The 7,333-nt window shown below is 43.3% G+C and carries 7 protein-coding genes; 3 read left to right on the plus strand and 4 right to left on the minus strand.

All coding sequences use genetic code 11. The features are described from left to right. Positions 1–2: 2 nt before the first annotated feature. The 3 genes from GVV58_RS13800 to GVV58_RS13810 form a co-directional block, all read right to left on the minus strand. A complete protein-coding gene (locus tag GVV58_RS13800; RefSeq protein WP_159516764.1) occupies positions 3–1,115 on the minus strand; it encodes an alpha/beta fold hydrolase in 1,113 nt (370 codons plus the stop codon). 69 nt (positions 1,116–1,184) lie between these two features. Beyond that, a complete protein-coding gene (locus GVV58_RS13805; protein WP_005097098.1) occupies positions 1,185–1,595 on the minus strand; it encodes a nuclear transport factor 2 family protein in 411 nt (136 codons plus the stop codon). Positions 1,596–1,741: 146 nt separating this feature from the next. Continuing rightward, entirely contained in the window at positions 1,742–3,766 is a 2,025-nt protein-coding gene (locus GVV58_RS13810) for an NADPH-dependent 2,4-dienoyl-CoA reductase (protein WP_005097099.1), read from the minus strand. A 164-nt stretch (positions 3,767–3,930) separates the two neighbouring features. Between GVV58_RS13810 and GVV58_RS13815 the strand changes: the two genes are divergently transcribed. The 3 genes from GVV58_RS13815 to GVV58_RS13825 are packed head-to-tail and all read left to right on the plus strand — an operon-like array spanning position 3,931 to position 6,147. Beyond that, positions 3,931–4,467: a PadR family transcriptional regulator gene (locus GVV58_RS13815; RefSeq protein WP_100329579.1), complete on the plus strand. Its 537-nt coding sequence runs from the start codon at positions 3,931–3,933 to the stop codon at positions 4,465–4,467. A gap of 30 nt (positions 4,468–4,497) precedes the next feature. Beyond that, positions 4,498–5,430 (plus strand): alpha/beta hydrolase, encoded by a 933-nt coding sequence (locus GVV58_RS13820; RefSeq protein ID WP_159516765.1) that lies wholly within the window; start codon positions 4,498–4,500, stop codon positions 5,428–5,430. Positions 5,431–5,448: 18 nt separating this feature from the next. Beyond that, a complete protein-coding gene (locus GVV58_RS13825; protein ID WP_100357034.1) occupies positions 5,449–6,147 on the plus strand; it encodes an NAD-dependent deacylase in 699 nt (232 codons plus the stop codon). A 160-nt stretch (positions 6,148–6,307) separates the two neighbouring features. On the opposite strand, the gene GVV58_RS13830 is transcribed toward GVV58_RS13825, so the two are convergent. Beyond that, positions 6,308–7,216, minus strand: coding sequence for a polysaccharide deacetylase family protein (locus tag GVV58_RS13830; RefSeq protein WP_100535317.1), 909 nt, complete (start codon positions 7,214–7,216; stop codon positions 6,308–6,310). Positions 7,217–7,333: the final 117 nt, after the last annotated feature.

Genomic DNA, 7,333 nt, shown 5'->3' on the forward strand with positions numbered 1-7,333 from the left:
TTTTAAGCAGATGTCGGTGCAGAATTACGAGACAAGTGCATCAAATAGTCTGCCATTAATCGCGTAGCCCACGATTCTGTTTGCATCAGACCTTGATAAAATCCGCAATGACTGCCTTTTTTGGTGGTAATCACCATGATATTCGACATTGCCCGAATTTTTTCTTTATAAGGTTCCAGATTCTGGATATGACACACCGGATCATCTTCCGCATTTAAAATCATTAATGGAACTTTAATGTTTTCAAATACATAAATTGGATTCGTGGCCTTACTATAACTCTCATAGTCTGAAAAACCGGCCAGTTGATAATAACGCTGTTCAAACTCCGATAAGTCTTTTACCTCCAGCAATTGCTTCCAGGAAGGATAAATTTGCCAGGTTTCCTGATAAGGATGAATAAAGCGTTTGATTAGTTTTTTGGCCATGACTTTGCTATAAAACGGATGTACATGGGCAAATCCAGTTTCGGTGTTATAGCCTGGACATAAGGCAAAAGCCGCTTTTAACGGTGTTTGTGATCCCTCTTCTCCGAGATAACGCACCAGCAAGCCTGTACCCGCAGAAGATCCGACCCCATACAGCTCAGACTGAGGAAATCTATCCTGTATATACAGCAGTTGTTCACGTAGATCTTGGGTCGAGCCGAACAGGTTCATTTTAGCTACAGGCATGGGCAGGTCTGCATGCCCACGGCGCAAACACAAGGCCACTCGCCAACCGGTATGTTTATGCAGATCCTGTACCAGTTCACGCATCGACTCTGGAGAGCCGGTGATGGTATGTAATAAGACAATGGTCGGTGTATTTGCTGGCAAATCCAGCCCATACCAGGCAATACCGGTAATCCCGCCATCCGACATTTTTAGCGGTTCAAGTACATCATATTTAAGTTTAATCGTATGTTTTTTAATAAGATCTAAATATAGAATATGTGCGTGTGCATTGGCTAACCACGGCGTAGGACGATATTTTTGTTGCAGCTGCGGTAAGCGTTCAATGAGTCCTGAAAAAACACCATTTGGATGGTAATACAGGGTCGGTTCATCTGCGCCACTGAAGCGATCCAGATATTCACTGGACAGCTGACCCAATTTTTTAAGCAACATTTTCATCTGTCATCCTCTCTAGTTCGACTAGCTGTGATTTACAAACTTCATGCCGACTTGAATCAATAATTCGAATTAAGTTTTAACTTGGAATGACTGCATCCGTTGGCCCATTTGTACCGCTAAGGCTTCAAGTCCAGACTTAGGCCGGATCATCACTTCAAAATCAATGATCTGACCTTCTTCATTAAACTGAATCATGTCAACTCCCTTGAGTTTTTTATCGCTTACCTGAGCAGAAAACTCAAGTACGACATTGTTACCATCTTCACTTATAAATTCACGGTGATAAGTGAAGTTTTCAAAGACTTGGATCACATTGCTCAGAATAAAAAAGACCACCTGTTTGCCAGGATAAGGATGAAAAGCCACAGGTGAGCGAAATACAACATCCTCAGCAAGTAACTCATTCAAGATCGACATATCGCGGGTTGCTAACATCTCGTGCCAACGATCAATGGATTTTTTTGTAGTTTCGATGCTCATTTGAGGTTCCTTTTTTGTTTTGATATTTTAAATACAGAGCGCTCCCTCTTTATTAAAGGTGAGAAGTACTGCTTCACAAGGGAGATTCTTTCTTATAAATCCTCTCCTTTAATAAAGGAGAGGAAAAAAAGCAGGTTTTAATATTTTTAGATCACCGCTGCCAATTCAGCCCCCTGACGAATGGCACGTTTAGCATCTAACTCACCCGCTTCTTTGGCGCCACCAATCAGGTGTACACTTTTACCAGCAGATTTTAACTCATCAAACATGGCGGTATAAGATTCCTGACCAGCACAAATAATGACATTATCCACTTCCAACACCATTTGCTTATCATTGACGGTGATATGCAAGCCCTGATCATCAATCCTGTCATAGCTGGCACCCGCAATCATTTTCACGTCACGATGTTTAAGCCCTGTGCGGTGAATCCAGCCCGTGGTTTTACCCAGACTAGAACCCACAGAAGCAGCTTTTCGTTGCAATAAGTAAATTTCACGGGATGATTTTTCCAGAACTGGAGTTTTTAAACCACCGACCTGATCATATTTGGTATCGATGCCCCATTCATCATAGAATTTTTCTGGATTGATACTGCCACTTTCCCCTTCATGGCTCAGAAGTTCCGCGGTATCAAAACCAATACCCCCCGCACCAATAATCGCCACACGCTGTCCCACAGCTTTACGCTCTTTTAACACCTCGAGATAAGATAAGACTTTTGGATGATCAATCCCCGGAATATCCAGTTGACGCGGGGTTACCCCTGTTGCCACGACAATCTCATCAAATGCTGACGCTTCAAGTTCTGCAAAACTGGCAGTATGATTTAACTTTAACTTGATGCGTGGCTGCAACTCGATTTGACGTTTAAAGTAGCGCAAGGTTTCATAAAATTCTTCCTTGCCCGGAATGGTTTTGGCAATATTAAATTGTCCCCCAATCTGTGCAGCCGCATCAAATACCGTGACCTGATGACCACGATTCGCTGCATAGACTGCAAAACTTAAACCGGCAGGACCTGCCCCAATCACGGCAATATTTTTCGCTTCACCAACGTCTTTGAAGATGAGTTCGGTTTCATAACAGGCCCGTGGATTGACCAGACAGGTGGCAATTTTCATCGAGAAAATATGATCCAGACAGGCCTGATTACAACCGATACACGTATTGATCTCATCGCTACGACCCTGTTCAGCTTTAAGCACAAACTCAGAGTCAGCCAGCATTGGACGCGCCATGGAAATCATATCGGCATCACCAGAAGCCAGTACATACTCAGCCATCTCAGGTGTATTGATGCGGTTAGAAGTAATGAGAGGAACTTTTACCAGACCTTTGAGCTTGCGGGTAACCCAGGTAAAGGCTGCACGAGGAACCTTGGTGGCAATTGTCGGAATACGTGCTTCATGCCAGCCGATGCCGGTATTGATAATCGTGGCACCGGCTTTTTCAATGGCTTTAGCCAGTTGTACCACTTCATCTAAAGTTGAGCCACCTTCCACCAGATCCAGCATAGACAGACGATAGATAATAATAAAGTTTTCACCGACCATTTCACGGGTACGGCGCACGATCTCGATCGGGAAACGAATGCGGTTTTCATAGCTGCCGCCCCATTCATCATCACGATGATTGGTTCGCGCTGCAATAAACTCGTTAATCAAATAACCTTCCGACCCCATAATTTCTACGCCATCATAACCGGCATACTGTGCCAGCTTGGCACAATTGGCGAAGTCATCAATAGTTTGCTGAACCTCAGCTGAACTCAAGGCATGCGGCTTGACCGGGTTAATGGGTGCCTGAATCGGAGAGGGTGCAACATTTTCTGCCTGATAGGAATAACGGCCCGTGTGCAAAATTTGCAGGGCAATTTTCCCGCCTGCATCATGCACCGCTTGGGTAATCACTTTATGCTTTTCAGCTTCTTCGACACTGTCAAGCTTGGAGCCGCCCTGAAACGTCACCCCATGATCATTGGGTGAAATACCACCCGTCACGATTAAGGCTACGCCACCTTTGGCACGCTCTGCATAAAAAGCTGCCATCCGCTCATATCCGCCGGGTGCTTCTTCAAGCCCCACGTGCATTGACCCCATCAGCACCCGGTTTTTGAGTGTGGTAAACCCTAAATCAAGCGGGGCAAGTAAATTCGGATATTTAGACATTTCAACTCCTTAGCGTGCTGATGTGCTGGCTATTTTTATTCAGCTGATCAGATATTGCATTTATCGATCAGAATTATGCAACTTGTTGCACTAATATATAAATCAGAATTGATTTTTATGCAACATGTTGCATAATAATCCCGAGTCATTTTTTTGAGACGTTTATGTCTTTATCGCATGTGCTACTGACCAGCCTGATTGAAAAACCCAGTACCGGAATAGAACTGGCGCGGCGCTTTGACCGCTCAATGGGATTCTTCTGGAATGCGACCCACCAGCAAATCTATCGAGAGCTAAATGCCATGTCAAAACAGGGCTGGATTTCAACACTCGAAGAAGAAGATGCACATTCACGTAAAAAAACCTATCAGGTTGAACTGCCCGGTCGTGAAGAATTGGCTCACTGGATGATACAGCAAAGTCCACCGGCACAGTTGCGCGAAGAATTGATGGTACGCTTACGTGCCGAAGCGCAGCTTGGTGGCAACAACACATTAGCGGAACTGGAACGGCATTTAGTCCTGCACAAAGAAAAACTCAACACCTATCAGCAAATTTTTGCCAAAGACTTTGCCCAAGCTGATGAAAATGATCGCACCCTGTATATTCATAAAATGATTTTACAACTCGGCATTGATCAAGAACTTGGCTGGATTCACTGGCTGGAAACCGTTATTCCGCGACTCAAACAGTTTAAATAAACGATCGGGATAAAAATAAGGAGAATATTCATGTCCTTTTATCGCATGCCAGACGGCGAACAGCTGTTTGTACGTGAATACGGTCAGGGTCAACCGGTTTTAGTATTGTCTGGTCTGGGCATGTTGAGCTGGCAATGGGCGGCCTTTTTATCTCCGCATAAAAACAGGTTTCGTTTTATTATTCCAGAATGGCGTGGTTTCGGTGCATCCAAAGACTGTAAAATTCCAGCAAATCTGGATGCGATTAACTGTCATTGGCAGGATGTGCGCTCAGTGGTAGATCAGCTCAAGTTCGATCGAGTCATAGTCATTGCCTACTCTATGGGGGCAACCACACTTATGCATGGTCTGCACTCTGATCATTTTTCTAAACGGATCACGGCTTATTTGCATATTGATCAGACACCCAAAATACCGGTAGATGATACTTGGGCTTTTGGTCTGTTTGGATCAAAACATGACGAATTTAGGGAGATTTTGCAGCAACTGTCTGTTCTCCTCGCTGCACATCCGCAAATTCAATTTATTCGCGATCTAGATCAAACGGTACGCCAACAGATTGGCGCATTGTGGCTGCGCTTTATCCAGCTGCAAAACAGTCATCCCTATAGTCTTAAAGTATTTGAGTTTTTACTGCATCAACCTCGCTTTCAAAGTTTATTACTGCCATCCAGCCGTATGGACTATATGGCGTGGTATATCAACAATTATCTGTATCATCGAGAAGATTACCGTGAAGCATTAACCAAACTTCAATGTCCGGTGACTTTCTTTAGCGGCGCGCAATCCCGGCTCTATCCTTTTGAAGGACAGCGCCTGATTGCAGAAAGCCTGCCTCAAGCCAAACAGGTGATTTTTAAAAAATCCGGTCATACGCCCTTGCTGACTGAACCGCTAAAATTTTCCAGAGAACTCGGTGTCTTCTTGAAAGAGAATTCACAATCGAGTACTTCGGCAGTTTAAATATTCAGGAGAAAAATAATGAAAAAACTGGTGGTCTTTTCAGGTGCGGGTATGAGCGCAGAAAGTGGCATCAATACCTTCCGTGACAGCGATGGTCTTTGGGAACAGTATCGGATTGAAGATGTCGCCACTCCGCAGGCCTGGGCCAGAGATCCGCAACTGGTACAGCGCTTTTACAATGCACGCCGAAAAAATATTCTGGAGGCAGAGCCAAATACTGCACATCTCCAGATTGCGCAACTGCAACAAGATTATGATGTGCATGTCATTACCCAGAATATCGATGATCTGCATGAACGTGCCGGCAGCAGCAAAGTGATTCATCTTCATGGCAATATCCGACTGGCCAAAACCTCAGGTCCAGATGCACAAAGTACGACCGAATTCTATCCGGTTGAAGAAACTGATTTAGATTTAAACAAGCACTTTTGCACAGCAGGTTATCCACTGCGTCCACACGTGGTCTGGTTTGGCGAAGCCGTTCCTGCCTATGCAGAAGCCCAAAATTGTGTACAAGATGCCGATATTTTTGTGGTGATTGGCACCAGTCTGCAAGTTTATCCAGTGGCGGGATTGATTCATGACATTCCGGTATCTTGCCAGGCCTATTATATTGACCCCAGAGCAGACCAACAACAATTGCCGGTACAATTTCACAAGATCACCCAAACGGCTACTGACGGTGTGCAACAGTTGATTCAGCTCCTAGAAAAATAATTTCATCACAAGACATATGCTGTGTCATGTTCGATGATGATTATTCAGGTATTTAGAAAACGTAGCGACACTTAATCATATTGGTTACAGCCTAAATACTATCTAACTCTTACTGTCTATAGCATACACCTCGTGATTTTCTAAAGTGAAATAGCCGTATCTAAGGCGCCACACTTAAACCAAATTTTTTCAAATTTGGATATTCATAGGGGGCATCTTCAGCTGGATAACGTAATGACTCGAGCCCATAAATTTGTGCAATATTCCATAAAATACTTTCACCCGCAGGTAGAGTTTGTGGCTGAATTTTATAAATTGAATCCTGATAAGCGCTATCACTATCAACAAATTTCCAGCCCTGTTGCTTAAACAAATCAATAATGTCTTCTAGCCAAGCCGCATTAATGGCTCTTACATGAAGTAAAAGCACATGCTTGGGGGAACGTCCTAATGTTTGTTGTGCTAAATTATCGTAATACTGTGCTCGATCAAGCAAATGAAACAGATAGGCTTGTTTTAATTTATTCAGGTTTTCTTGATCTTGTGCTTGCTGATACTGCAAAAACAGTTGATTGTAATACCAATCACTCGCATCGATGCTAACAGTTCCCGATTGATAATGATGGGTTATCAGCCATTGTCGTACTCCTTCCCTTTTTTCTAGCGTATTTCCCTCTTTAAGAAATGGAAATCGGTAACGTGGTACAAATCCGGGTAATGTAGAAAATATTTGATGTCCTTGCTCTATGTCTTTTAAATAATTTTTCAAGCTAATGTCATCTTTATTTAGGTTAAGATGTAAATTTCCATGATTGCCTATTCGATGCCCCTGTTTCCCCCACTCTGAAATCATCTGCAACCCTTTTTCTGTGCTAATTTTACTGACGCTTGGATAGACAATAGCCAAAATTCGCTTTTGTTTTAGGGTATTTAGAATGTCATTATTGATATGACAAGCATCTGGGTTATTGGCTGGGTCTAGTCCATCATCGAAACTGAGGGCGATCTGTTGAGCAAAAGCCACATGAGAAACACAGAGACATAGGCTTAAGACAATTTTTTTAATCATAAATGAGTGCTAGAGCTTAGAAAATAAATACCTTTTAACCTAGGGTGTGTCCTCATTTGGCTTTGCACCAAATAAATATACAGGCTATACGAATCATAGATTTATAATTGCGTGCCA

It is taken from the genome of Acinetobacter sp. 18QD2AZ41W, from assembly GCF_009829025.1.
GTDB classification, from domain to species: domain Bacteria; phylum Pseudomonadota; class Gammaproteobacteria; order Pseudomonadales; family Moraxellaceae; genus Acinetobacter; species Acinetobacter pseudolwoffii.